The sequence below is a fragment of the Streptomyces sp. NPDC048182 genome, assembly GCF_043202555.1.
Lineage (GTDB): Bacteria > Actinomycetota > Actinomycetes > Streptomycetales > Streptomycetaceae > Streptomyces.
Genome location: NZ_JBIDAQ010000018.1, coordinates 21041 through 46144, shown reverse-complemented (window position 1 = coordinate 46144; position 25104 = coordinate 21041). Strand labels below are relative to the sequence as shown.

The 25104-nt window shown below is 75.3% G+C and carries 22 protein-coding genes, 1 pseudogene and 1 riboswitch; of the genes and pseudogenes, 5 read left to right on the top strand and 18 right to left on the bottom strand.

Translation table 11 applies throughout. From position 1 onward, the window contains the following. Window positions 1-17: 17 nt before the first annotated feature. The 13 genes from hypD to ACGFZL_RS28315 form a co-directional block, all read right to left on the bottom strand. Complete coding sequence (gene hypD, locus ACGFZL_RS28375; protein ID WP_393695937.1) at window positions 18-1139, bottom strand: hydrogenase formation protein HypD; 1122 nt, start codon at window positions 1137-1139, stop codon at window positions 18-20. Further along, a complete protein-coding gene (locus tag ACGFZL_RS28370) occupies window positions 1136-1441 on the bottom strand; it encodes a HypC/HybG/HupF family hydrogenase formation chaperone (protein WP_393695935.1) in 306 nt (101 codons plus the stop codon). The genes hypD and ACGFZL_RS28370 overlap by 4 nt, the downstream gene beginning before the upstream one ends. Window positions 1442-1458: 17 nt before the next feature. After that, window positions 1459-3855 carry a carbamoyltransferase HypF gene (gene hypF, locus ACGFZL_RS28365; protein WP_393695933.1) on the bottom strand — a complete coding sequence of 799 codons (2397 nt, stop codon included), beginning with the start codon at window positions 3853-3855 and terminating at the stop codon, window positions 1459-1461. Then, complete coding sequence (hypB, locus tag ACGFZL_RS28360; RefSeq protein WP_355170105.1) at window positions 3852-4547, bottom strand: hydrogenase nickel incorporation protein HypB; 696 nt, start codon at window positions 4545-4547, stop codon at window positions 3852-3854. The genes hypF and hypB overlap by 4 nt, the downstream gene beginning before the upstream one ends. A 2-nt stretch (window positions 4548-4549) precedes the next feature. Next, window positions 4550-4960, bottom strand: coding sequence for a hydrogenase maturation nickel metallochaperone HypA (gene hypA, locus ACGFZL_RS28355; protein ID WP_393695931.1), 411 nt, complete (start codon window positions 4958-4960; stop codon window positions 4550-4552). A gap of 125 nt (window positions 4961-5085) precedes the next feature. Then, entirely contained in the window at window positions 5086-5205 is a 120-nt protein-coding gene (locus tag ACGFZL_RS28350) for a DUF6893 family small protein (protein WP_393695929.1), read from the bottom strand. Between the two features lie 43 nt (window positions 5206-5248). After that, complete coding sequence (locus ACGFZL_RS28345; RefSeq protein WP_393695927.1) at window positions 5249-5752, bottom strand: hydrogenase maturation protease; 504 nt, start codon at window positions 5750-5752, stop codon at window positions 5249-5251. Then, window positions 5749-7503, bottom strand: a complete 1755-nt coding sequence (locus ACGFZL_RS28340; RefSeq protein ID WP_407078459.1) for a hypothetical protein — start codon at window positions 7501-7503, stop codon at window positions 5749-5751. Before ACGFZL_RS28340 ends, ACGFZL_RS28345 begins: the two co-directional genes overlap by 4 nt. Then, window positions 7500-8150 (bottom strand): DUF6084 family protein, encoded by a 651-nt coding sequence (locus tag ACGFZL_RS28335; protein WP_393695925.1) that lies wholly within the window; start codon window positions 8148-8150, stop codon window positions 7500-7502. Before ACGFZL_RS28335 ends, ACGFZL_RS28340 begins: the two co-directional genes overlap by 4 nt. After that, entirely contained in the window at window positions 8147-8860 is a 714-nt protein-coding gene (locus ACGFZL_RS28330; RefSeq protein ID WP_393695923.1) for a DUF5947 family protein, read from the bottom strand. Before ACGFZL_RS28330 ends, ACGFZL_RS28335 begins: the two co-directional genes overlap by 4 nt. Next, window positions 8857-9444 carry a hypothetical protein gene (locus ACGFZL_RS28325; RefSeq protein ID WP_393695921.1) on the bottom strand — a complete coding sequence of 196 codons (588 nt, stop codon included), beginning with the start codon at window positions 9442-9444 and terminating at the stop codon, window positions 8857-8859. The genes ACGFZL_RS28330 and ACGFZL_RS28325 overlap by 4 nt, the downstream gene beginning before the upstream one ends. Next, window positions 9441-11222 carry a nickel-dependent hydrogenase large subunit gene (locus ACGFZL_RS28320; RefSeq protein ID WP_393695919.1) on the bottom strand — a complete coding sequence of 594 codons (1782 nt, stop codon included), beginning with the start codon at window positions 11220-11222 and terminating at the stop codon, window positions 9441-9443. Before ACGFZL_RS28320 ends, ACGFZL_RS28325 begins: the two co-directional genes overlap by 4 nt. 73 nt (window positions 11223-11295) lie before the next feature. Further along, window positions 11296-12384, bottom strand: coding sequence for a hydrogenase expression protein HypE (locus tag ACGFZL_RS28315; protein WP_355170122.1), 1089 nt, complete (start codon window positions 12382-12384; stop codon window positions 11296-11298). A 336-nt stretch (window positions 12385-12720) separates the two neighbouring features. Between ACGFZL_RS28315 and ACGFZL_RS28310 the strand changes: the two genes are divergently transcribed. From ACGFZL_RS28310 to cobM, 3 genes are all read left to right on the top strand, one after another. Then, window positions 12721-13068, top strand: coding sequence for a hypothetical protein (locus ACGFZL_RS28310; RefSeq protein WP_393695917.1), 348 nt, complete (start codon window positions 12721-12723; stop codon window positions 13066-13068). 100 nt (window positions 13069-13168) lie between these two features. Continuing rightward, a complete protein-coding gene (gene cbiE / locus ACGFZL_RS28305; RefSeq protein ID WP_393695915.1) occupies window positions 13169-14446 on the top strand; it encodes a precorrin-6y C5,15-methyltransferase (decarboxylating) subunit CbiE in 1278 nt (425 codons plus the stop codon). After that, complete coding sequence (cobM, locus tag ACGFZL_RS28300; RefSeq protein ID WP_393695913.1) at window positions 14443-15192, top strand: precorrin-4 C(11)-methyltransferase; 750 nt, start codon at window positions 14443-14445, stop codon at window positions 15190-15192. Before cbiE ends, cobM begins: the two co-directional genes overlap by 4 nt. A gap of 19 nt (window positions 15193-15211) precedes the next feature. On the opposite strand, the gene ACGFZL_RS28295 is transcribed toward cobM, so the two are convergent. Beyond that, window positions 15212-16345: a cobalt-precorrin-5B (C(1))-methyltransferase gene (locus ACGFZL_RS28295; RefSeq protein ID WP_393695911.1), complete on the bottom strand. Its 1134-nt coding sequence runs from the start codon at window positions 16343-16345 to the stop codon at window positions 15212-15214. 41 nt (window positions 16346-16386) lie between these two features. On the opposite strand from ACGFZL_RS28295, the gene ACGFZL_RS28290 reads away from it, so the two are divergent. Then, entirely contained in the window at window positions 16387-17154 is a 768-nt protein-coding gene (locus ACGFZL_RS28290) for a cobalt-precorrin-6A reductase (protein WP_393695909.1), read from the top strand. On the opposite strand, the gene ACGFZL_RS28285 is transcribed toward ACGFZL_RS28290, so the two are convergent. From ACGFZL_RS28285 to cobG, 3 genes are read right to left on the bottom strand one after another with little or no spacing between them, the layout of a single operon-like run. Beyond that, complete coding sequence (locus tag ACGFZL_RS28285; protein ID WP_393695907.1) at window positions 17139-18686, bottom strand: precorrin-2 C(20)-methyltransferase; 1548 nt, start codon at window positions 18684-18686, stop codon at window positions 17139-17141. The genes ACGFZL_RS28290 and ACGFZL_RS28285 overlap by 16 nt on opposite strands. A gap of 20 nt (window positions 18687-18706) precedes the next feature. Further along, complete coding sequence (locus ACGFZL_RS28280) at window positions 18707-19339, bottom strand: precorrin-8X methylmutase (protein WP_355170136.1); 633 nt, start codon at window positions 19337-19339, stop codon at window positions 18707-18709. A gap of 53 nt (window positions 19340-19392) precedes the next feature. Then, window positions 19393-20682 (bottom strand): precorrin-3B synthase, encoded by a 1290-nt coding sequence (gene cobG / locus ACGFZL_RS28275; RefSeq protein WP_393695905.1) that lies wholly within the window; start codon window positions 20680-20682, stop codon window positions 19393-19395. A gap of 126 nt (window positions 20683-20808) precedes the next feature. Beyond that, window positions 20809-20885: riboswitch (cobalamin riboswitch) on the top strand. 53 nt (window positions 20886-20938) lie between these two features. Here cobG and cobN point away from each other — a divergent pair. After that, window positions 20939-24529, top strand: a complete 3591-nt coding sequence (gene cobN, locus ACGFZL_RS28270; protein WP_393695903.1) for a cobaltochelatase subunit CobN — start codon at window positions 20939-20941, stop codon at window positions 24527-24529. Between the two features lie 283 nt (window positions 24530-24812). Here cobN and ACGFZL_RS28265 read toward each other — a convergent pair. Beyond that, window positions 24813-25034, bottom strand: a pseudogene (locus tag ACGFZL_RS28265) (PIG-L deacetylase family protein); the annotation flags it as partial. Between the last annotated feature and the right edge of the window lie 70 nt (window positions 25035-25104).

Sequence of the window (25104 nt, the reverse complement as noted above, 5' to 3'; positions counted from 1 at the left end):
ACGGGACTTCGGTCACGTCAGACAACGGAGGTCTCCTTCTCGCGCGCCGGCAGCTCGAGGCGCCGGTAGAGGTAGTACGCCGCGCACGCGCCCTCGCTGGAGACCATCGTCGCGCCCAGCGGGGAGCGCGGCGTGCAGGTCGTCCCGAAGGCCTCGCACTCGTGCGGCTTCAGCAGCCCCTGGAGCACCTCGCCGCTGCGGCACGCCTCGGGCTCGCGGGTGGCGATGGAGCCGACCTGGAAGCGGTGCTCGGCGTCGTACTCCCGGTACCGCTCGGACAGCCGCCACCCGCTGCCCGGGATGACCCCGATGCCGCGCCAGGCCCGGTCGGTCACCTCGAAGACGTCCTGAAGCATCCGCCGGGCGGCCGGGTTGCCCTCGGCGGCGACCGCCCGCTGGTAGGCGTTCTCCACCCGGTGCTCGCCCCGCTCCAGCTGGCGCACGGTCCGCCGCACGCCCTCCAGGATGTCCAGCGGCTCGAACCCGGTCACCACGATCGGCACCCCGAACCGCTCGGCCAGTTCCGGGTACTGCCCGGTGCCCATGACGCTGCACACGTGCCCGGCGGCCAGGAAGCCCTGCACCCGGCAGCGCGGCGACTGCATGATCGCCTCGATGGCCGGCGGGACCAGCACGTGCGAGACGAGCAGGCTGAAGTTGCGGATGGAGTGCTTCGCGGCCTGGTGGACCGTCATCGCGTTCGGCGGCGCGGTGGTCTCGAAGCCGATGCCGAAGAACACCACCTCGCGGTCCGGGTTCTCCCGCGCGATCCGCAGCGCGTCCAGCGGCGAGTACACGACCCGCACGTCGCCGCCCTCGCTCCGCACCTGGAACAGGTCCCGGTCGGTGCCCGGCACCCGCAGCATGTCGCCGAAGGAGCAGAAGATCACCCCGGGCCGGGAGGCGATCTCCAGCGCCTTGTCGATGACCTCAAGGGGTGTCACGCACACCGGGCACCCGGGCCCGTGGATCAGCTCGATCTCCTCGGGCAGCAGCTGGTCCAGGCCGTGCCGGATGATGCTGTGCGTCTGCCCGCCGCACACCTCCATCAGGGCCCAGGGCCGGGTGACGGTCGCCCTGATGTCGTCCAGGAGCCGGGCGGCCAGCGCCGGGTCCTGGAACTCGTCGATGTACTTCACCGCTCCGCCTCTCCCGCGAGCTCGGGCCCGCCGTCCATCAGCGCCGCCTGCTCCCACGGGTCGCCGAACTCCTCCTGGAGCATGCCGAGTTGCTCGAACAGCTCCAGGGTCTGCCGGGCCGACTCCTCGTCCAGCCGCTGCAGCGCGAAGCCGACGTGGACGATGGCGTACTCGCCGACCTCCAGGTCGGGCAGGTACTCCAGGCACACCTCCTTGACCACGCCGCCGAAGTCGACGGTGGCCATCCGGGTGCCGTCCCGTTCCTCGACCGTCAGTACCTTGCCGGGTACCGCCAAGCACATCCGCGTTCTCCTCAGCCTCAGTCGTGACCGTGATGGGGGTCGTACGGGGCTCCGGCGCGGGCCGCCACGACCAGCTGCCCCAGGGCGAGGCCGCCGTCGCCCGGCGGGACCTCCCCGTGTCGCAGCACCCGGAAGCCGTCCGCCGTCAGGCCGCGCGCGCAGGCCGAGGACAGCAGCGTGTTGGCGAAGACGCCGCCGGTCAGCCCCACGGTCGCGAGCCCGGTCGCCTCGCGCGCAGCGGCGGCGACGGACCGCACCAGCCGGGCGACGGCGAGGTGGAAGCGGGCGGCGATCACGCCGGCGGGCACCCCGGCGCGTACGTCCTCGACGACCGCGGCAAGGAGCGGACCCGGCGACGCCGTGAGCGGCCCTTCCGCCTGGGCGAGCCGGAAGGCGTAGCGCGGGTCCTCGGCCACCTCCCCGGCGCCCACCGCGGCCCCCTCCAGCTCGACGGCGGCCTGCGCCTCGTACCCGGCGCGGTGGCACACCCCCGCTAGGGAGGCGACGGCGTCGAAGAGCCGCCCCATGCTGGAGGTCGGCACACAGGCGAGACCGGTCTCCAACTGCCTTCTCAGCACGTTGATTTCCCCCGCCGGACAGGCCAGCGCGCAGGGCAGATCCGGGTCGGCCGGCAGGTCCGCCGCGTGCAGATGGGCCAGCGCCATCCGGTACGGCCGCCGCACCGCCGTGTCGCCGCCCGGCAGCGGCACGTACGCCAGATGCGCGAAGCGCCGGAACCCCGCGTAGCCGGCGACCAGCACCTCACCGCCCCACACCGCACCGTCCGCGCCGTGCCCGGTGCCGTCGAAGGCGACGCCGATCACCTGCTCGCCGTCCGGCACGCGGTGCTCGGCCAGCAGGGACGCGACATGCGCGTGATGGTGCTGGACCCGGACGACCGGACGCCCCGCCGCGTGCCGCCGGGCCCAGGCCCCCGACCGGTACGCCGGGTGCGCGTCGGCCGCCAGCAGGCCGGGCCGCACCCCGGTGACGGACTCCAGCTGCCGCTCCGCGCGGCCGAACGCCTCCTGCGTGGCGAGGTCGTCCATGTCCCCGACGTGCGCCGACAGCCACGCCTTGTCGCCCTCGCCGAGGCAGAACACGTTCTTGAGGTCGCCGCCGACCGCGAGCGCCGGGCCGACGGGGAAGGGCAGGGCGACCGGCAGCGGGGCGTACCCGCGCGAGCGGCGCAGCACCAGCGGTCGGCCGTCGCAGACCCGGACCACGGAGTCGTCGCAGGGCACGTGGACCGGCCGGTCGTGCGTCAGCCAGGCGTCCGCGAGACCGGCCAGCCGCTCCAGGGCCTCGCCGTCGTCGGTGACGATGGGCTCCCCGGAGCGGTTCCCGCTCGTCATCACCAGGAGCCGGGGCGCGTCCGCACCGCCGAGCCCGCCGAGCAGCAGATGGTGCACGGGGGTGTACGGCAGCAGCACGCCGAGGTCGGGGCTGCCGGGGGCGACGGCGTCGGCGGGCACCGGCAGCCCCGGCGTGTGCCGCAGGCCGTCGCGGCGGCGCAGCAGGACCACGGGCCGGGTACGCCCGGTGAGCAGCGCGCGCTCGACGTCGTCGACGCGCACCAGGTGCCCGACGTCCTCGACCCGCGCCGCCATCAGCGCGAACGGCTTGTCGCCCCGGGCCTTGCGCCGGCGCAGCTCCGCGACCGCGTCGGCCCGGGTGGCGTCGCAGGCCAGGTGGTAGCCGCCGAGCCCCTTGACGGCGAGGACGCCCCCGGCGGCCAGCACCGCCCGCGCCCCCGCGACGGGGTCGCCCGCCTCCTCGCCGTCCGACGTGACGAGCCGCAGCCGGGGGCCGCAGGCCGGGCAGGCGACCGGCTGGGCGTGGAAACGGCGGTCGGCGGGGTCCTCGTACTCGCGGGCGCAGTCCGCGCACAGCGGGAAGCCGGCCATGGTGGTGTGATCGCGGTCGTACGGCAGCCCGGTGACGATGGTGAAGCGCGGACCGCAGTGCGTGCAGGCGATGAACGGGTGCCGGTGGCGCCGGTCCGCCGGGTCGGCCAGCTCGGCGAGGCACTCCGCGCAGGTCGCGGTGTCCGGTGCCACGAGGGTGCGCGCCGGGCCGCCGGACCGCGAGGCCACGATGCGGAAGCCGCGGTCGCCGTCCGCCGCCGCGCAGGGCAGCTCGGCCGTCTCCACCGACTCCACCACCGCCAGCGGCGGCGCCTCGGCCGACAGCCGCGCGCAGAAGCCGTCCACCGCGGCGGACGGGCCCTCCACCTCGGCCACCACGCCGTCACCGGTGTTGGTGACGTGCCCGGTGAGCCCGCCCCGCACGGCGAGGGCGTACACGAAGGGCCGGAAGCCGACGCCCTGCACCACCCCGCGCACCACGACCCGGACGCGGCGCGCCGGTGCGGTGGGCGGGGGCGGCGCCGTGGCGTCGGCCTCCGTGCTCACGCCTCGGCCCGGGCCATCACCGGTGCGTGGACCGCGTCGCCGCCGGCCGCCGCGAGGGCCCGGTCGACCAGCACCCCGGCGCCCTCGCCGGTGCGCACCGAGGTGAGGACCACCTCGACGCCCGGGTTGACCTGCTGGACGTTGGCGCGGAAGGCGGCCTCGTCGAAGTCGGCCGGGCCGGCCAGGTCGGACTTGGTGACCAGCACCAACTGGGCCAGGCCGAAGGCGGTCGGGTACTTCAGCGGCTTGTCCTCGCCCTCGGTGACGGAGGCGAGCACGACCCGCAGCGACTCGCCGAGGTCGTAGGAGGCCGGGCAGACCAGGTTGCCGACGTTCTCCACGAAGAGCAGGCGGGTGTCCTCGGGCAGCCAGTCGTGCAGGTGCCCGGCGAGCATGTCCGCCTCCAGGTGGCACAGCCCGTCCGTGAGGACCTGCTTGACCGGCACGCCGGAACGGGCCAGGCGGGTGGCGTCGTTCTCGGTGGCGAGGTCCGCGGTGAGGGCGGCGGCGGTGACCCCGCGCTCCCGGGTGAGCCGCAGCTCGCGCTCGAGGAGCGCGGTCTTGCCGCTGCCGGGGCTGGAGAGCAGGTTGACGACCGTCGTGCCGCGGTCGTTGAGTTCGGTGCGCAGGACGCCTGCCGCCATGGTGTTCCTGGCGAGCACCGCCTGCCGGAGGTCGACCGTCCGGCACATCGTCAGTTCTCCTTCGCGGGGGAGGGGGAGGGTGAGGTGGAGGCCGTCGTACGGTCCCCGGCGTCGTCGGCGGACCAGCGGACCTCGGTGATGGTGAGTTCGCGGCCGGCCACCAGCTCCGTGGCGGCCGAGCGGCAGCCGGGGCAGACCAGGTCCGGCGGCATGCCGGTGGCCCAGGTCCGCGCGCACGGCCCGCAGTGGGCCCGGCCCGGGACCGCCTCGGTCAGCAGCCTGGCGCCCTCCAGGACCGTCCCGGCGCAGGCCAGGTCGAAGCAGAAGTCCAGGGCGTCGGAGACCACCCCGGCCAGCTCGCCCACCTCGACGCGCACCTGCTCCACGCCGTGGGCGCCGCGCTCCCGGGCGGCCCGCTCGACCTGGTCCACGACCGACAGGGCGACGGACATCTCGTGCATCGTCTGCTCCGTCCTGCGGCCGGCTCCGGGTCGTGGTCATTAGAGGGGTGACGGGACGGCCGGGCCGGGCGGCACGCCGGTGCGGCGCGGCCACGTGGCCCGTTCGGACGCCGCCGGGCTCGGTGTCACATGCGGCGGATGCGCAGGTAACGCCGCACGTCCGGCCAGAAGTTGACGAAGGCCACCGCCAGCGCGGTGGCGGCGGCGACACCGGCCGCGGTCTCGCTGATGAGGCGCTTGTTCATGGTGCACGCTCCGGGTTCGGTGGGAGGTGAGGGTTCCTGCTGGTCACACGACGGCTTCGTCACCGACGAGGTCCAGGACCACGTCGACGGCCTCGGGGACGGCGGCGGTCACCGGGGGGCTCAGGCCGATGCCCTCCTCGACGGTCGCGGGTTCGCAGCCGACGACCAGGGTCCGCCGCGGAGGCGCCGCGCCCGTGCCGGCGCACAGGGTGTCGAGCAGCGCCAGCACCGCGTCCGGGGACATCCGGTGGCCGTCCAGGGGCAGGGTGCCCGGCGCGGCCGGGGCGACGTCCTGCTCGGCGGCGTCGATGACGTAGAGGGTGCCCGGCTCGCCGCCCCGCGCGGTGGCGTCGAGGATGACGAGGGTGTCGTAGCTGTCGAGCAGCTGGTAGGCGAGGTGGACACCCCGGATGCCGATGTCGGCCACCTCCACGCCGGCCGGCAGCTCCCGTCGGCCCAGGCAGCGGGCCGCCTCGACGCCGAAGCCGTCGTCGCCGAGGAAGATGTTGCCGACCCCGGCGACCAGGATGCGGGCGGGTGCGGTCACGGTGCCGCCTCCTCGACATCCTCCGCGATGTCCTCTGCCACGGCGACCTCGTCGGGCTGGAAGTACAGGAACCGGCCCTGCTCGCGCCGGATGTCGGCGCCCGGGTCGTCCTCGACGGTGACCGCGATGTGCGTCCCGCCGTCGACGTCGTGCACCACGGCCTCCACCAGCGCGGTGCGCCCGTCGAGGAACAGGTCCTGCGCGTCGCTGTGCCGCAGCCGGGGCCGCAGCACGACGCGACTCCCGGCACGGACCGGCCGCCCGTCGACCAGCACGGAGTCCCGGCCCGGATCCACGGAGGCGTCGGCGGCGGGGTCCCACCAGGGGACGTCGGGGCGCGGCACCCCACCGGCCCCGGCGCCCCCACCGGCCCCGGCGCCCGGCCCGAGGGCGATGCCTCCGGCCGAGCCGAGGCCGTCGCCTGGTGCGGACCCCGCGCCTGGTCCCGAGCCGAGGCCCGGACCATGGCCGAGGCCCGGCTCGTAGCCGGCGCCTTCACCTGGCGCAGAGCCCTTGCCCGGCCCGTGGCCGCCGTCCAGCCCGTGGCCGCCGCCCGGCCCGTGGCCGGCGGTGCCGGCGTGTGCCGTGCCGCTGCTCGGCGCGGGTCGGGCGTCCGCCGTTGTGCCGGGGGCCGGCCGCGTGGCACCGCCCGCCGCCGAGGCCGGTCCGCCCGCCCCCGCGGTGCCGTCCGTGACCTCGCGCAGCCCCCGCACCGCCCCGTGCAGCCGCTCCAGCATCTCCGCCGGCATCGAGTCCGTCAGGTCGATCACCGCGGCCGCCCGGTCGTCCGTGCCGCGGGCCTCGCGTTTCTCCTCGTCGGTGAGGGTGGCGGTGCGCAGGGCGAGGATCTCGTCGATCTCCGTGGCGTCGTAGAGGGCGCCGGGGCTCTCGGGGGCGATGGCCGGGTGGTCCTCCAGGATGATCGGGGAGGACAGCACCAGGTCGCGCGAGCCGCCCTCGCCCGCGAGCACCGGCCAGGTGTGCAGGTTGCGGCAGGCCCCGACCGCGCCCTTGGCCCACTCCGGGGGGTCGGTCAGCGACAGGAAGCCGCCCGCGTCCAGGTGCAGCAGGGTGTGGGCGGCCACCAGCGAGCGGGACAGCGCCGCGTCGCGGCCCGCGCCCGCCTCGGGGGTCCAGTCGCCGGTGTTCTCCACGGTCACCGAAAGGCGCTGCGTGCTGTACGGGCCCTCCAGCGGCAGCGCCGCCAGGCGCAGTACGCCGCCGATCTCCTCGCGGCGCCGCACCAGCCGGCCCACGATCTCCCCGGACCCGTCCGTGACCGGCTCGGTCTCCTCGGCCGCCGGCCGCGTGAAGGGGTGGACGACGCCCTCGCCGGCCAGCTCCGCCACCGGCACGGCCAGCCGGACGCACTCCTCGCGGCCCTCGTCCCAGGGCACCAGGACCCGATCGGTCAGGTGCAGCTCGGCCACCGTCTCGAACTCCCCGCCCGGCAGCGCCCGTTGCACCGTGCGGCGCTGGGCGTGCAGGAAGCGCACCTCGACGGCGAGGACGGCGCCCCGGCGGGGCTCCATCAGCACCTCGGTGTGCTGGTGGTCGTGCTCGGCCGCGGTCGCCGTCCAGGCCGGCGGCACCAGCACGCCGAACTGCCAGCGCAGCCGGTTCTTCGCGGCCGAGGCCCGGTACGGGTACAGCACGTACCCCTCGAACAGCACGGCGTCCGCGACGTGCCGGCCCGCCGCGAGACGGGCCTCGGTCGCGGCGGCGAACGTGGCCGGGGTGGTCACGGTCATGGGGTCCTCCCAGAAACCGGTGCGGGGGTGGCCGCCAGCAGGTGCTCCACCGTCGCCTCCCAGGACGGCAGCGCGTGCCGCGAGCGGTGGGCGAGCAGCGCGTCCATCGCGTCCCGGGGCAGCCGCAGCCACCCGGACCCCGGGAAGTGCTGCTCGACCATCTCCCGCCAGGTCGCCACCGGCATCCGGAACGACGCCTCCCGGTCCCACGGCACCGGCTCCACGTGGAAGCCGCCGGCCCCGGTGAAGGCCGTGCCGGAGAACAGCATCAGCAGCGGCACCTCGCCCTCCTGGAGCGCGTTGAAGTAGCGCGTGGAGGCGATGTCCATGTCGTAGGTGCAGGGCACGACGAGATCGGTCTCGGTCTCGCCGGTGAAGCCCTGCACCATGGACGAGACCTGGGCGAACTGCACGGGGTTGAGGCTGCCGCCCCAGCGCGAGCGCTCCCCGAACAGGTCGCCCAGCGCCTCGCCCTCGTCGCCCGAGTAGCCGCGCCGCGCGGGCTCGATGCGGATCTGGGTGCGCAGCGCGAGGGCGTGCACCCGGGTGTCCGGGCTCGCGGTGATCCGCAGCCGGAACACCAGCGTCGGCCCCGCCGCGTACGCGTCGGCGCGCACGCCGGTGCAGGTGAAGTCGAACCGGGTCACTCGCCGTCCCCTCGGAGGTCGCGTGGGAGGTCGCGGGCCCGCTCGCGCACGTGCGCGAAGAAGGCCGCCAGGTCGGCGCGGGCCTCGGCGCCGCCGTCGAAGCCCTGCCAGGTCAGCCGCATCCGGCCGACCAGCTCGTAGCAGATGTCGATCGGCACCAGGAAGCACTCCACCCGGCCCTCGTGCCGGCGCAGCAGCAGCGCCTCGACGTCGGGGCGGAGCTGCCCGGCCAGCGCGGTGCCGTCCAGGACGGACGCCCAGCTCTCCTCCTCCAGCTCGCTCTCGGTGGCGCCCGCCGGGCTCGGGTAGAGCGCGACCAGCTTGTCGAGGGCGGAGTTGCGGAAGAAGAAGGCGACGCCGACGGGGATCCGCAGCCGCTCCCACGCCTGCTCGTCGACGCGGTGCGCGGGATCGGCCAGGTACCGGTCGGGTACGGCGCGGAACCGACCGCCGCCCGCCACGCCGGACCCGGCCACGCCGGACCCGGCCTCGCCTGACCCGGCCTCACTGGACCGGTCGAGCAGCGTGGCGCACGGCCCGCACGCGCAGGCCAGCGCCCGCCGCTCCACGTCCACCAGATGCCGGTGCCCCTCGCCCACCACCGCCGCGCACAACTCGCACCGCTCCTCACGCGGCCCCCGGGGCGCGGCGAACCGGGCGAGCCCCCGAGGCGCGGCGGCCGTGCCCGGCACGGCCGGGTGGACGCTCACCGGGGCGTCACGGGGTGCGAGGCGCCCGCCGGGGCCGCCGCGGCGGGCGGGGCGGTGCCGATCTGGAGCAGCACCGGTTCCTTCGGCGCCTCCTCGACCGTCACCGTCGTCACCTCGGGGGCGAAGCACGCCAGCGACGCGCGGGCCGCCTCCTCGACCGAGTCGGCGGAGCCGCCGCAGCCGCAGCCGCCGGACCCGGTGGAGCGCAGCCGCAGTGTGCCCGTGGCCGCGTCGAAGCCGGCGTTCTCCACCGGGCTCGGCAGGTCGTCCAGGGCCCGGGCGATCCGCACGGCCACGTCCTCCGGGTGCAGCCCGTGCAGCACCAGCAGGCTCGCCACCAGGCCGTCGCCGGCCAGCTGGTCCAGGGCCTCCGCGGCCGGGGCGCCCGGATGGCGGCCCAGCAGCTCCATGACGCGGGCGAACCCGGCGCCGTAGAACTCCATGAGCACGCGCACCAGTTCCTCGGCCGACTCGCACACCTCGCGGTCGCCGGAGGCGGCGAGCCGGTCCAGGACCTCCTCGACCCGCCGCCCGGCCGTCGCCGCGTCCACCCGGCCCGCCGCCGGCGTCACCGCGCCGCTCATCCGCCCAGCCCGCTCAGGCCGGTCGGCATGTGCATGGTTTTCACCGTCCGGCCGTCACCGACGTACATGTGCACGCCGCACGGCAGACACGGGTCGAAGCTGCGCACCGCCCGCATGATGTCGATGCCCTTGAAGTTCTCCGGGGTGTTCTCCTCGAAGATCGGCGTGTTCTGCACCGCGTCCTCGTACGGGCCCGGGGTGCCGTAGGTGTCGCGGGTGGAGGCGTTCCACGGGGTCGGCGGGTACGGGTGGTAGTTGGCGATCTTGCCGTCCCGGATCACCATGTGGTGGGAGAGCACCCCGCGCACCGCCTCGGTGAAGCCGCAACCGATCGACTCGTCCGGCACCTCGAACTTCTCCCAGGTCTGGGTGCGCCCGGCCCGCACCTCGGCCAGGCCCTGCTCCGCGCAGTGCAGCGCCACCGCGGCGGCGTACGCCTGGAAGTAGGTGCGCGCCCGGTTGCGCTCCAGGGCGTTGCTCCACTTCGGGATCTTCCACTCGAAGGTGGTCTCCGGCTTGGTCAGCGTCTTGGGCAGGTTGATGACCACGCTGTGCCCGGTCGCCTTGACGTAGCCGATGTCCACCAGGCCCGACAGCGCGGTGGACCACAGCCGCGCGATGGGGCCGCCGCCGGTGTCCAGCGGCAGGTGGTCCTTGCCGTCGAACCAGCGCGGCGACATCACCCAGCTGTACTTGTCGTCGAAGTTCCGCTTCTGCGGCGCCGGGATGGTGTGCTGGTTCCACGGGTGGCGCGGGTCGACCGGGTTGCCCAGCGGGTCGTGGGTGACGAACTGCTCCTGGCCCGCCCAGTCCTCGTAGTACGAGCTGCCGAGCAGGATGCGGATGCCGAGGTTGATCTCGGTGAGGTCGTTGGTGACCAGCTTGCCGTCCACGACCACGCCCGGGGTGACGAACATCCGCCGGCCCCAGTCGCTCATGTTGGCGTAGGTGAAGTCGCAGTACTCCGGGTCGTTCAGGGCGCCCCAGCAGCCGAGCAGCACGCGGCGGCGGCCGACCTCCTCGTAGCCGGGCAGCGCCTCGTAGAAGAAGTCGAACAGGTCGTCGTGGAGCGGCACGACGCGCTTCATGAACTCCACGTAGCGCATCAGGCGGCTCATGTAGTCCGTGAAGAGCTGGACCGAGCCGATGGTGCCGACGCCGCCCGGGTACAGCGTGGAGGGGTGCACGTGGCGGCCCTCCATCAGGCAGAACATCTCCCGCGTGTACCGGCTGACCTGGAGCGCCTCGCGGTAGAACTCGCCCTCGAGGGGGTTGAGCGAGCGCATGATGTCGGCGATGGTGCGGTAGCCGTGCTCGCCGGCGTGCGGCGCCTCGGTGCGCTCGGCCAGCTCAAGGACGCCCGGGTTGGTCTCGCGGACCATCTTCTCGCAGTAGTCCACCCCCACCAGGTTCTCCTGGTAGATGTTGTGGTCGAACATGTACTCCGCGGACTCGCCGAGGTTGATGATCCACTCACCGAGGTGCGGCGGCTTCACCCCGTACGCCATGTTCTGCGCGTACACCGAGCAGGTGGCGTGGTTGTCGCCGCAGATGCCGCAGATGCGGCTGGTGATGAAGTGCGAGTCCCGCGGGTCCTTGCCGCGCATGAAGACGCTGTAGCCGCGGAAGACCGACGAGGTGCTGTAGCACTCGGCGACCCGCTTCTGCTTGAAGTCGATCTTCGTGTGGATGCCGAGGCTGCCCACGATCCGGGTGATCGGGTCCCACGCCATCTCCACCAGGCCGGTGCCGTCACCGGACTTCGTCGAGGTCGCCATTGTGTCGGTGCTGCCCTTCGTCGGTCTGTCGGCGGGAATCAGGTGCGGTGCGGTCCGGGCGCGGCGCTCGCGGTCACCACGGCGGGCGGTAGCCGGTGGTGATCTCGCGGCCGGTGTGCCGCCACTTCGGCTCCTTGTCCACCGTCTTGGCGGTGAGCGTGCGGAGCCGGCGGATCACCGCGCCGTAGGCGCCGCTGGCCGTGCTGGAGAACTTGCCGCCGGGCGGCTCGTCCATGAACGGCATGAACTTGTCGGGGAAGCCGGGCATCGTGCAGGCGATGCAGATGCCGCCCACGTTCGGACAGCCGCCGATGCCGTTCATCCAGCCCCGCTTGGGCACGTTGCACTTCACGACCGGACCCCAGCAGCCCAGCTTCACCAGGCACTGCGGGGAGTCGTACTCCTGCGCGAACTGGCCCTGCTCGTAGTAGCCGGCGCGGTCGCAGCCCTCGTGCACGGTGGCGCCGAACAGCCAGTTGGGGCGGAGCTTGTCGTCCAGCGGGATCATCGGCGCCGAGCCGACGGCCTGGTAGAGCAGGTAGGTGAGGGTCTCGGCGAAGTTGTCCGGCTGGATCGGGCAGCCCGGCACGCAGACGATCGGGATGCCGGCCCCCGACTTCCACTCCCAGCCCAGGTAGTCCGGGACGCCCATCGCGCCGGTCGGGTTGCCGGCCATCGCGTGGATGCCGCCGTACGTGGCGCAGGTGCCGATCGCGACCACGGCCAGCGCCTTGGGCGCGAGGCGGTCGATCCACTCGCTGGTGGTGATGGGCTGACCGGTCTCCGGGTTGTCGCCGAACCCGGACCAGTAACCCTCCTGCTTGATCGACTCGTTCGGGATGGACCCCTCGACGACCAGCACGAACGGGTCGATCTCGCCGCGCTCGCCCTTGAAGAACCACTCGATGAAGGTGTCGGCGCCGCCGACCGGGCCCGACTCGAAGTCGATCAGCGGCCAGTGCACGGCGATCTTCGGCAGCCCGGGCAGACCGCCCAGGGCGATCTCCTCGATGCTGGGCTGCATGGCGGCCGTCAGGGCGACGGAGTCACCGTCGCAGCTGAGCCCGGCGTTGATCCAGAGGATGTGGATCGGCTTCTCGGCCGAGCCGATCTCGGCGGACGCCTCGGCCTCGGTGCCGGTGTCCGGGGGTGCTGCGCTCATCGACGCCTCCTGGGGAGGGTTGCGGCAGAGCCGGTGGTTCGGCCTGGTTCCCTGCCCAGGGTCGGGCTCCCGGAGGAGTGCCGCACCCGAGCGGGTCCGTCGTACGGCTGGACGGGTGACGCCCGCGGTGGCGGTGTCCCGGCGGCCACGTGTGATGGTCGGGCATCCGGCCGCGCCGCCCGGGGCGCCGATCCCGCGCGCTCACCCGCAGGGATGACGATTCCGGCCACATGGCCCGCGCACGCCGCGCCGGATGCCGAAATGCCCGGGTACGTCCCCGGTGCGAGACTCGGTACCAGGACCCGGGGAACCGCACGGATGGGGACGGATCGGATCATGGCCGAGCAGCACAAGCAGGGCGACGCGCACCACGGCTGGTCGCCGGACGTCGACGCGCAGCACACCGAGGACAACCCCAGCGCCCACCGGTCCTTCCACGCCGAGGAGCACGCGCCGGACAAGGGCCGCGGCCGCAGGCCCTCCGACGCCGAGCGGGGCCAGGTCCCGGGCGACACGGTGGAGAGCGACCACCGCGGTGGCGAGGAGCACGCCCGCAAGGGCGACAACGGCATGCACGGCAAGGGCGGACGCGGCCGCTCCGGCCGCCCCACCGGCACGAAGGACGACTCGGCGTTCACGGGGGTCGACCCGGACGACGGGACATCGGGCCACCGGCCGGGCTGACCCGGCGCAGGGGCGCCCGGCCCACCCGGCACGATGCGCTCGGTCGGGTGCCCCGTAGAGTTCGGGCACCACGCCCGTTCGAATGCCGAGGTAATGCCCCGTGACCGCCGCCGACCCGATCGCAGTGGTGACCGTCGTCGGGATCGGCGCCGACGGGTGGCCGGGGCTGACCGAGGCCGCGCGGCGGGCCCTGCTGGACGCCGACGTCGTGCTCGGCGGGCCGCGGCAGCTCGCGCTGCTGCCGGGGGAGTGCGGGGCGGAGCGGGTGGCCTGGCCCTCGCCGCTGCGGCCCGCCGTGCCGGGGCTGCTGGCCGCCCACGCCGGGCGGCGCATCGCCGTGCTGGCCAGCGGCGACCCTCTCTTCCACGGCATCGGCCGCGCCCTCACCGAAGAGCTGGGCGAGGGCCGCCTGCGCGTCCTGCCGCACCCCTCCTCCGTCTCCCACGCCTGCGCCCGCCTCGGCTGGCCGGTGGAGGACGTCGAGGTCGTCACCGTCGTCGGCCGCCCCACCGCCCGCCTCGCCGCCGCCCTGCACGACCGGCGGCGCCTGCTCGTGCTCAGCGCCGGCGCCGCCACCCCCGCCGAGGTCGCCGCCCTGCTCCGCGACCGCGGCTACGGGCCCAGCCCGATGCGGGTCCTGGAACAGCTCGGCGGCCCGAGCGAGACCACCTCCGGCTGGACCCCCGCCGAAGAGTGGAACCGCCTCCCGGGCGACCCCCTCAACGTCGTCGCCGTCGACCTCCGCCGCGCCCCCGGCGCCCCGCGCCTCGGCGCCGTACCCGGCCTGCCCGACGAGGCGTACGAGCACGACGGCCAGCTCACCAAGCGCCACGTGCGCGCCGCCACCCTCGCCGCGCTGGCCCCCGCCCCGGGGGAGCTGCTCTGGGACGTCGGCGGCGGTTCCGGCTCGATCGCCGTCGAGTGGCTGCGCACCCACCCCGCCTGCCGGGCGGTCACCGTCGAACGCGACACCGCCCGCGCCGACCGCATCCGCCGCAACGCCGACCGGCTCGGCGTCCCCGGCCTCCGGATCGTCACCGGTGCCGCCCCGGCCGCCCTCGCCGAACTGCCCCGCCCCGACGCCGTGTTCATCGGCGGCGGTCTCACCGCGCCCGGACTGCTCGAGACCTGCTGGGCCGCGCTGCCGCCCGGCGGACGGCTCGTCGCCAACACCGTCACCCTGGAGTCCGAGGCCCTGCTCGCCGACGCCCGCCGCCGGCACGGGGGCGACCTGGTCAGGCTCGCCGTGGCGCACGCCGTGCCCGTCGGCGGCTTCACCGGCTGGCGGCAGGCGATGCCGGTGACCCAGTGGGCCGTGGAGAAACCCCACGGACAGAACGAGCCCCTCGCGGGAACAGCAGGAGCGGACAACACATGACGGTGTACTTCATCGGCGCGGGCCCCGGCGCCGCCGACCTGATCACGGTGCGCGGCGCCCGGACCCTGGCCGCCTGCCGGGTCTGCCTCTACGCGGGCAGCCTGGTGCCCCGCGACCTCCTCGCCGAGTGCCCGCCCGGCGCCCGCCTCGTCGACACCGCCCACCTCACCCTGGACGAGATCACCGCCGAGGCCGTCCGCGCCCACGAGGCCGGCGAGGACGTGGCCCGGCTGCACTCCGGCGACCCCTCCGTGTTCAGCGCGATGGCCGAGCAGATGCGCCGCCTGGACGCGGCCGGCGTGCCCTACGAGGTCGTCCCCGGCGTGCCCGCCTTCGCCGCCGCGGCCGCCGCCCTCAAGCGGGAGCTGACCGTGCCGACGGTCGGCCAGACCGTCGTCCTCACCCGCGTCGCCCAGCAGGCCACCCCCATGCCCGAGGGCGAGGACCTGGCCACCCTCGGCCGCAGCGGCGCGCTGCTCGTGCTGCACCTGGCCGCCCGCTACGTCGACCGCGTCGTCGCCGAACTGCTCCCGCACTACGGCCCCGACTGCCCCGCCGCCGTCGTCGCCTACGCCTCCCGCCCCGACGAACTGGTCATCCGCGGCACGCTCGCCGAGATCGCCGGCCTGACCAAGGAGGCCGGCGTACTGCGCACCGCCGTCATCCTGGTCGGCCGGACGCTGGGCGCCGAACAGTTCCGCGACAGCCACCTGTACTCGGCGGAACGGGACCGGCACGTCTGCTGACCCGGCCGTCGGGAACGGCTCACGCCACCGCGCTGCGGCCCACCACGACCCCGGCGCGGTCGACGCAGACCACGTCCACCGCCACCGGCGCCCCGCGCAGCACGGCCAGCGCCTGGTCCCGGGCCGCCACCGCGACCAGGTCGCCCAGCGGCACCCCGGCCTCCTGGCAGAGCCGCAGCGCGGCGAGCCCCGTGTTCGCCCCCGCCACCGCGCCGGCCAGCGCCTCGCCCCCGCCGCCCCGCCGGGCCAGCTCGGCCAGGAAGCCCAGGTCGACCTGGGAGCGGGCGGAGTGCAGGTCGAGGTGGCCTGCGGCGAGCTTGGACAGCTTGGCGAAGCCCCCGCACACGGTCAGCCGGTCCACCGGGTGCCGCCGTACGTATTTGAGCACCGCCCCCGCGAAGTCGCCCATGTCCAGCAGGGCGTCCTCGGGCAGCCCGTACTCGGCGACGACCGTCCGCTCCGAGGTGGACCCGGTGCACCCGGCGACATGCGTGCGCCCCGCCGCCCGGGCCACGTCCACCCCGCGCCGGATCGAGTCGATCCACGCCGAGCAGGAGTAGGGGACCACCACACCCGTGGTGCCGAGCACGGAGAGGCCGCCGAGGATGCCGAGCCGCGGGTTCCAGGTGGAGCGGGCGATCTCCTCGCCGTGGTCGACGGAGACGGTGATCTCCACGTCGCCGCGGCCGCCGTACCGCGCGGCGACCCGGGCGACGTGCTCGCGCATCAGCTGCCGCGGCACGGGATTGACCGCCGGCTCCCCGACCGGCAGCGGCAGCCCGGGCCGGGTGACGGTGCCGACGCCGGGCCCGGCCCGGAACACCACCCCCGCCCCGGCGGGCAGCGCGCGCACCGTCGCCCGGACCAGCGCGCCGTGCGTGACGTCCGGGTCGTCACCGGCGTCCTTCACCACGCCGGCCATGGCCCTCGCATCGGCCGGCCCCTCGCCGGCCAGTTCTTCGACCGCCAGCGCGAAGGACGGGGTCTGGCCGCGGGGCAGGGTGATCGTCACCGGGTCGGGGAAGTCGCCGGTGAGCAGCGCGGTGTACGCGGCCGTCACCGCCGCCGTCGCGCAGGCGCCGGTCGTCCAGCCGGGGCGCAGACCGGTGTGCTTGAGTTGGGCGCCGCGACCGCCGCGGGGCTCGCCGCTCACGCCGTACCGCTCTTGACGACCTCGAAGGAGACACGCCCGCCGTGCACGTACTGATCCTGGGCGGCACCACCGAGGCCCGCGGGCTCGCCGAGCTGCTGGCCGCCGAGCCGCTGCCCGGGCTGCGGGTGACGAACTCCCTGGCCGGCCGGGTGGCCGCGCCCCGGCTGCCGCCGGGCGAGGTGCGCGTCGGCGGCTTCGGGGGGGCCGAGGGACTCGCCGACTGGCTGCGCGGGCACGCCGTGGACCTCCTCGTCGACGCCACCCACCCCTTCGCCGGCACCATGAGCTTCCACGCCGCGCGGGCAGCCGAGGCCGCCGGCGTGCCGCTGCTGGCGCTGCGCCGGCCCGGCTGGCGGCCGGTGGAGGGGGACGACTGGCACGAGGCGGGCTCGCTCGCCGAGGCCGCCGCGCTGCTCCCGGCGCTCGGCCGCCGGGTGTTCCTGACCACCGGGCGCACGGGCCTGTCCGCCTTCGCCGGCCTGGACGACCTGTGGTTCCTCGTCCGCTCCGTCGACCCGCCCGAGGCGCCGCACCCGGCGCGCATGGAGGTGCTGCTCGACCGGGGCCCGTTCACCCTCGACGGGGAGCGGGAGGTGCTGCGCGCGCACCGGATCGACGTGCTGGTCACCAAGGACAGCGGCGGCGCGGCCACCGCGCCCAAGCTCCGGGCAGCCCGGGAGGCCGGGCTGCCGGTGGTCGTGGTGCGCAGGCCGCGGGTGCCGGACGGGGTGCGCGAGGCGGGGGAGCCCGGTGAGGCCCTCCGGTGGGTGCGTGAAGCGCACGCCCGCCGCCTTCACGCCTCCGGGTAGCGGCGCGGCGTCCAGACGACCTCCTCGCCGTCCCCGCGCCGTACCACCCGGGTCTGCGAGGAGCCGACCAGCAGGATCGTCCGCATGTCGACCTCGGCCGGGTCCAGGTCGCCGAGGCCGACGATCCGCACCCGCTCCCCGTCGCCGCCGACGTCCCGGGCGAGGACCACGGGGGTGTCCGGCGCCCGGTGCTCCAGGAGCAGGTCCCGGGCCTTGCCGACCTGCCAGGTCCGGCTGCGCGAACCGGGGTTGTACAGCGCGAGCACCAGGTCGGCGGCGGCGGCGGCGCGCAGCCGCTCGGCGATGACCTCCCAGGGCTTGAGCCGGTCGGAGAGGGAGAGCACGGCGTAGTCGTGCCCCAGCGGCGCGCCGGCCCGGGCTGCGGCGGCGTTGGCGGCCGTCACCCCCGGCAGCACCCGCACCGGCACGTCCGCGTACTCGGCCGCCGAGGCGACCTCGAGCACGGCCGTCGCCATCGCGAAGACGCCGGGATCGCCGCCGGAGACGACCGCCACCCGGCGTCCCCGCCCGGCCAGTCGCAGCGCGAACTCGGCGCGCTCGGCCTCGACCCGGTTGTCGGAGCCGTGCCGCACCTGGCCCGGGCGCACGGGCACGCGGTCCAGGTAGGTCGTGTAGCCGACCAGGTCGTCGGCGGCGGCGAGCACGCCGCGCGTCTCGGGCGTGAGCCAGAGCGGCCCGGCGGGGCCGGTCCCCACGACGGCTACCTCGCCGCTCCCCGCCCGCGCCGGGGGCGCCGTTCCGGCCGCCGTCGGCAGCGCGGCGACCCGGCTCGGCAGCACCGCCACCGAGAAGTACGGCACCGACTCCGCGTCCACGTCGGCGAGCGGCGCCGTGCGCTCACCGGCCATGGTGGCCCGCTCGACGTACCGCGCCTCCGGGAGCCGGCCGGCGTCGTGCAGGGCCCGGCGGACCTTGGGGAAGGTGCGGCCCAGCTTCATCACCACCGCCGCGTCCGTCGCGGCGAGGCGGGCGGTCAGCTCCTCCTCGGGCAGCGTGCCCGGCAGGATCGTCAGCACCTCCTCGCCCTCCGCGAGCGGCGTGCCGAGGCGGGCGGCGGCGGCCGACACCGAGGTGACGCCGGGGACGACCTCGGTGTCGTAGCGGTGGGCGAGCCGCTTGTGCATGTGCATGTAGGAGCCGTAGAACATCGGGTCGCCCTCGGCGAGGACGGCGACCGTGCGGCCTGCGTCGAGGTGGGCGGCGAGCCGCGCCGCCGCCTCGGTGTAGAAGTCGTCCATGGCGCCCTGGTAGCCGCCGGGGTGGTCGGTGGTCTCCGTGGTGAGCGGGTAGACCAGCGGTTCCTCGACGTGGTCGGCGCGCAGATGGGCGGCGGCGATGGAGCGCGCGATGGACCGTCCGTGCCGGGCGCTGTGGTACGCGATCACGTCGGCGCCGGCGATGGCCTCGACGGCCCGCACGGTCATCAGGGACGGGTCGCCGGGCCCGAGCCCGACCCCGTACAGCTTGCCGCTCGTGCCGGCGCTCGGCTCGCCGCGCATCCCGGCGCTCATCCCGCCGCTCGTCCCCCCGCTCACTCTTCCTCGCTCGCGATCGCGTTGAGCGCGGCAGCGGCGATGGCGCTGCCGCCGCGACGGCCCCGTACGACCAGGTGCTCAAGGCCGGACGGGTGGCCGGCCAGGGCGTCCTTGGACTCGGCGGCGCCGACGAAGCCGACGGGCACGCCGATGACGGCGGCGGGGCGCGGGGCACCCGCCTCGATCATCTCCAGCAGCCGGAAGAGGGCGGTGGGCGCGTTGCCCACAGCCACCACCGCGCCCTCCAGGCGGTCCCGCCACAGTTCGAGCGCGGCGGCGCTGCGGGTGGTGCCCAGCCGCGCCGCCAGGTCCGGCACGGCCGGGTCGGAGAGCGCGCACACCACGTCGTTGCCGGCCGGCAGCCGCTTGCGGGTCACGCCGCTCGCCACCATCTGCACGTCGCACAGGATCGGCGCGCCGGCACGCAGCGCGGCCCGGGCGTCGGCCACCACCCGGGGGCTGAAGGCGAGGTCGCGGACGAGGTCGGTCATCCCGCAGGCGTGGATCATCCGGACCGCGACCTGGCCGACGTCGGCCGGCAGCGCGGCGAGGTCCGCCTCCGCGCGGATGGTGGCGAAGGACTCGCGGTAGATGGCCGCGCCGTCCTTCTCGTAGTCGTACGTGGTCACGGTGGTTCTCTCGCTGCTCTCGGTGGGCGTCGGGGGCTGGGCGGGGGTACGGCTCAGGGGTTGAGCGCCGCCAGGGCGGCGGCGAGGTGGTCGGGGTCGTCCAGGGCGGTGCCGTGCGGCGGGCGGCCCTCGGCGGCGACGGTGAGGCGGTAGCCGCCCCCGGGTTCGGCCACGGCGTCGACCCGGTCCCCGCCGGGATGCCCGCAGCGGCGCTCGCAGCCGGACCAGTACACGGGCAGCGGGGAGCGTCGGGCGGCGTCCAGTGCCCGGGTCGCGTCGGCCCGTACGTCGGTACGTGACTTGGCGCACCCGGGGCGGCCGGCGCAGGCGCCGACCCGGAGCCAGGGGGAGCGGGGGTCGGTGACGAGGCCGGCGGCACCCAGCCGGGCGAGGGCGCCGGGGTCCTGGTCGGCTGCGGCCGGCACGACGACCCCGCGCCAGGGCGTCAGGCGCAGCTCTCCGGCGGGCCCCTCGGCGGCGAGGCGGAGCAACTCCCACCACGCGGCGCCGGTGAGGCGTCCGAAGGGGACGTGGACGCAGAGTGCGTCGCCGGCGCGTCCGGGCGCCGGTCCGGGCGTCGTCTCGGCGGGTGCCTCCGTGAGGCGGGCGGCGGCGATGCCGGCAGCGGCCAGCCGCCCGGCCACCGCGCCCAACAACTGTTCCTCGGAGACGCCCAGTTCGGCCACCCGCCAGACCCGCGCACCGGCCCGCCCGGCGACCTCCAGGAAGGTCTCCGCGGCCAGCACCGCCGCCCGGGGCGCGTCGTCCCCGGCCAGTGCCAGCGCTCCCCGGGCCCCGCCCAGGAAGAGCACCGCCTCCCCGTCGCCGAAGGCCCGCAGTGTCACGTCCGCACCCGACGCGGCAACGTCTCCGCGCCCGTCGTCCAGCGCGAACAGGAACCGCCCCGACAACCCCCGCGCCGCCTCGCTCGCGCACAGCACGGCGTCCAGCTCCGTCAGCCAGGGCCGGACGTCCCGCAGGCCGCGCCCGTCAAGACCTGACAGCGGCGAGGCGACGACGTTGCGCACCCGCTCGTGCCCGGGCGAGGGCAGCAGCCCGGCCGCGTCGAGCCGCGCGGCCAGCTCCGCCCCGCACCCCTCACCGAGCCCGCGCAACTGCAGGTTGCCCCGCGACGTGAGATGCAACTCCCCGTCGCCCAGCTCCCGGGCCGCCTCCGCGAGCGCCCGCGCCTGCGCGACGGTCAGCACGCCGCCCGGCACCCGCACCCGGGCCAGCGCCCCGTCGGCGGCGGCGTGCAGCCGCAGGGCCCCCGGGCAGGCGTCGCCGCCGGGCCGCGGCAGGGCCGCTGCCTGGGCCGACGAGGGGAGGGGGGCCGTGGACATGGCGGCGAGCATACCGACCATCACACCGGTCAGCCGTTCGGCCCTCCACCTGCGGCCCTTACTATGCTCATCACTATGCTCATCGGCGGACCGACCCGGTCCGCCATCGCCACGACGGCGACAGGGGAGGAAGCCCGGTGCGATTCCGGCGCGGTCCCGCCACTGTGAGTCCGGCCACCCACGGCCGGGCGAGCCAGGAACTCCCGCCGTCCGACACCACCCGGGGCGCGGACACCCCGAGGAAGGCCGACGCCGCATGATCCTTCTGCTGTCGACGTCCGACACCGACCTGCTCAGCGCCCGCGCGGCCGACGGCCCAGTGCCCTACCGGTTCGCCAACCCCGCCCGCCTCGCCCTGGAGGAGCTGCCCGCCCTCCTGGAGGGCGCCGACCTCGTCGTCGTACGGCTCCTCGGCGGCCTGCGCGCCTGGGAGGACGGCCTCGACCTGCTGCTCGCCGACGGCCGCCCGGTCGTCGTCCTCACCGGCGAACAGGCCCCGGACGCACAGCTGATGGCCGCCTCCACCGTCCCGGTCGGCATCGCCGCCGAGGCGCACGCCTACCTCGCGCACGGCGGCCCCGGGAACCTGGAGCAGCTCGCCCGCTTCCTCTCCGACACCGTCCTGCTCACCGGCCACGGCTTCGCCGCGCCGGCGCCCGCCCCGGCCTGGGGCCACCTGGAGCGCACCCCGCGCGCGGGCATCGACGGCCCGACCATCGCCGTCCTCTACTACCGCGCCCACCACATGAGCGGCAACACCGGCTTCGTGCACGCCCTGTGCGAGGCCGTGGAGGACGCGGGCGCCCGCCCGCTGCCGCTGTACGTGGCCTCCCTGCGCACCCCCGAGCCCGAGCTGATCGAGGAGCTGCGGGCCGCCGACGCCATCGTCACCACCGTCCTCGCGGCGGGCGGCACCAAGCCCGCCGAGGCGTCGGCCGGCGGCGACGACGAGTCCTGGGACGCCGGCGCCCTGACCTCCCTCGACGTGCCGATCCTCCAGGCCCTGTGCCTGACCGGCTCCCGCGCCGCCTGGGAGGAGAACGACGAGGGCGTCTCCCCGCTGGACGCCGCCACCCAGATCGCGGTGCCCGAGTTCGACGGCCGCCTGATCACCGTGCCGTTCTCCTTCAAGGAGATCGACGCCGACGGCCTCCCGGCCTACGTCCCCGACCCCGAGCGCGCCGCCCGGGTGGCCGGCATCGCCGTACGCCACGCCCGGCTGCGCCACATACCGGCGCCCGACAAGCGCCTCGCCCTCGTCCTCTCCGCCTACCCGACCAAGCACTCCCGCATCGGCAACGCGGTCGGCCTGGACACCCCCGCCAGCGCGGTCGCCCTGCTGCGCCGACTGCGCGCCGAGGGCTACGACTTCGGCGACACCCCGGTGCCGGGCCTGGAGTCCGGCGACGGCGACGAGCTGATCCGCGCGCTCATCGAGGCCGGCGGCCACGACCAGGACTGGCTCACCGAGGAGCAGCTCGCCCGCAACCCGGTCCGCATCCCGGCCGCCGACTACCGCCGCTGGTACGCGAACCTGCCCGCCTCCCTGCGCGAGGCGGTGGAGGAGCACTGGGGCCCGGCCCCCGGCGAGATGTTCCTGGACCGCAGCCGCAACCCGGAGGGCGACATCGTCCTGGCGGCCCTCCGCTTCGGCAACCTGCTGATCCTGATCCAGCCCCCGCGCGGCTTCGGCGAGAACCCGATCGCCATCTACCACGACCCGGACCTCCCGCCGTCCCACCACTACCTCGCCGCCTACCGCTGGATCGCCGCCTCCCAGGAGGACGGCGGCTTCGGCGCCGACGCGATGGTCCACCTCGGCAAGCACGGCAACCTGGAGTGGCTGCCCGGCAAGAACGCCGGCCTCTCCGCCGCCTGCGGCCCCGACGCGGCCCTGGGCGACCTGCCGTTGGTCTACCCCTTCCTGGTCAACGACCCGGGCGAGGGCACGCAGGCCAAGCGCCGCGTCCACGCCACCCTGATCGACCACCTGGTCCCCCCGATGGCCCGGGCCGAGTCCTACGGCGACATCGCCCACCTGGAGCAACTCCTCGACGAGTACGCCCAGATCGCCGCGATGGACCCGGCGAAGCTGCCCGCCATCCGCGCCCAGATCTGGACCCTTATCCAGGCCGCCCGCCTGGACCACGACCTCGGCCTGGCCGACCGCCCCGACGACGACGGCTTCGACGACTTCCTGCTCCACGTCGACGGCTGGCTCTGCGAGGTCAAGGACGCCCAGATCCGCGACGGCCTGCACGTCCTCGGCGCCCCGCCGGCCGGCTCCGCCCGCGTGGACCTGGTCCTGGCCATCCTCCGGGCCCGCCAGATCTGGGGCGGCACCCAGGCCCTGCCCGGCCTGCGCGAGGCCCTCGGCCTGGACGAGTCCGCCGCGACCCGCACGACGGCCGACGCGGCGGAGGAGCGGGCGCGCGCGCTGGTCCAGGCGATGGACGACGCCGACTGGGACCCGGCGGCGGTCCCGACGGAGCACGGCGAGGACGTGGCCGCGGTGCTGTCGTTCGCGGCCCGCGAGGTGATCCCCCGCCTCACCGCCACCACCGCCGAACTGGACCACTCCGTCCGGGCCTTGAACGGCGGCTTCGTGCCCGCCGGTCCCTCCGGCTCCCCCCTCCGCGGCCTGGTCAACGTCCTGCCGACGGGCCGCAACTTCTACTCCGTCGACCCGAAGGCGGTCCCGTCCCGCCTGGCCTGGGAGACGGGCCAGGCGTTGGCCGACAGCCTCCTGGAGCGCTACCGCACCGACAACGGCGACTGGCCCACCTCGGTCGGCCTGTCCCTGTGGGGCACGAGCGCGATGCGCACGGCGGGCGACGACATCGCGGAGGCTCTGGCCCTCCTCGGCATCCGCCCGGTCTGGGACGACGCGAGCCGCCGGGTGACGGGCCTGGAGCCGATCCCTTCTTCGGAGCTGGGCCGCCCCCGCATCGACGTCACCCTGCGCATCTCGGGCTTCTTCCGCGACGCCTTCCCGCACACGGTCGGCCTGCTGGACGACGCGGTCCGCCTGGCCGCGTCCCTGGAGGAACCGGCGGAGTCGAACCACGTACGCGCCCATGTCCAGGCCGACTTGGCGGACCACGGCGACGAACGCCGGGCCACCACCCGCATCTTCGGCAGCCGCCCCGGCACGTACGGCGCGGGCCTGCTCCAGCTCATCGACTCCCGCGACTGGCGCACGGACGCGGACCTGGCGGAGGTCTACACGGTCTGGGGCGGCTACGCCTACGGCCGCGAGCTGGACGGCCGCCCGGCCCGCGAGGAGATGGAGACGGCCTACAAGCGCATAGCGGTGGCGGCGAAGAACACCGACACCCGAGAGCACGACATCGCCGACTCCGACGACTACTTCCAGTACCACGGCGGCATGGTCGCCACCGTCCGCGCCCTGCGCGGCACGGCCCCCGAGGCGTACATCGGCGACTCCACCCGCCCAGAGACGGTCCGCACCCGCACCCTGGTCGAGGAGACCTCCCGCGTCTTCCGCGCCCGCGTGGTCAACCCCAAGTGGATCGAGGCGATGCGCCGCCACGGCTACAAGGGCGCCTTCGAACTGGCCGCGACGGTCGACTACTTGTTCGGCTACGACGCGACCACGGGCGTCATCGCCGACTGGATGTACGACAAACTCACGGAGACGTACGTCCTGGACCCCGCCAACCGCGAGTTCCTCCAGGCGGCCAACCCCTGGGCCCTGCACGGCATCGCGGAACGCCTCCTGGAGGCGGAGTCCCGCGGCATGTGGGAGAAGCCGGACCCGGCGGTGCTTGAGGCGCTGCGACAGGTCTACCTGGAGGCGGAGGGCGACTTGGAGGACGAGGGCTGACCTCAGTGGGCCGGCCCCGGCGCGAGCCGGGTGAAGTACTCGGTGCCGATGATCTCGTCGCGAGCGCCTTCCGGCAGACGGGCGAGCAGGCCGGGCAGCGACCTCTCCCGAGGGGCCCCAGCGCGCCGACGCCGGACTCCGGGTGCGTGGCGCAGTACACGGCACTCGCCCGCCACGGCGCTCCCGCCCAGGGGTGCCGGCGGGCGGATGCCGCTTCCTGGACGGCGAGAACGGTGAGCTGGTGGGTGCGGCGGTGGTCGGGGTGACCGGTCAACTGGCCGACGGCATCGTGCGTGACCACGACATCGGGCCGCAGCTCCCGAACGTGGCGAACCAAGGCGCCGACCACCTCGTCCGGGTCGGCGTCGACGAGCCGGGGGCGCCCGGGAGCCGCAGCCGGGTTGCGGGCGTCCCCGTACCCCAGCATGCGGGCCTCGCCCACGCCGAGTTCGCGCACGGCGTCCGCCAGCTCAGCGGCCCTGGGACCGTCCGTCGCCCACGTCATCGCGACCACGGCGGTGCGCACGCCCGCCGCGGCGAACCGGGCGAGCACGGAGGAGACGGAGGCGGGCATC